This window comes from Falsirhodobacter xinxiangensis, from assembly GCF_004959935.1.
Lineage (GTDB): Bacteria > Pseudomonadota > Alphaproteobacteria > Rhodobacterales > Rhodobacteraceae > Falsirhodobacter > Falsirhodobacter xinxiangensis.
In genome coordinates, this window is the sequence record NZ_SMYN01000078.1 from 1 (window position 1) to 408 (window position 408).

The window sequence follows — 408 nt, forward strand, 5'->3', positions numbered from 1 at the left end:
CGACAAAGCCGGTATCGACCAGCCCGTCGAAGACAGAACCGCCCCGGCGCAGGTCGGCCAGTTCGCGCTGCACGGTGGCGTAACGCTGGCTGGCCGAATAAAGCGGATCAAGGCTAGACCGGATCTGGTCAAAAGATCGTGCAGCCTGCGCGGCGGGCCGCTGCATCTGCTCCAGACCCTTCATAATCGCACCAGTGGACGAGTTGACCGCCGCCGTCGCCCCGTTCACCGCTTTGGTTGCTGCCAGCAACGCTTTCACGACACCGCCCTCGGTTCGAGTTGCCGCGCCGGTAAGTTTGTCGAGGTCACCCGCCGCGTTTACCGCTTGACTGGAGTCAATTTTCAGGCCGAGGGTCGCCAAATCAACCATAGGGGTGATCAGCCCCACCCGAGTGGTCCAGGTTAAAA

The 408-nt window shown here is 62.0% G+C and carries 1 protein-coding gene; it reads right to left on the reverse strand.

Going from position 1 to position 408, the window contains the following annotated elements:
• Positions 1-388, reverse strand: a 388-nt coding sequence (locus tag E2K76_RS20205) for a hypothetical protein (protein ID WP_136686220.1), incomplete at its 3' end; no start/stop codon positions are given.
• Between the last annotated feature and the right edge of the window lie 20 nt (positions 389-408).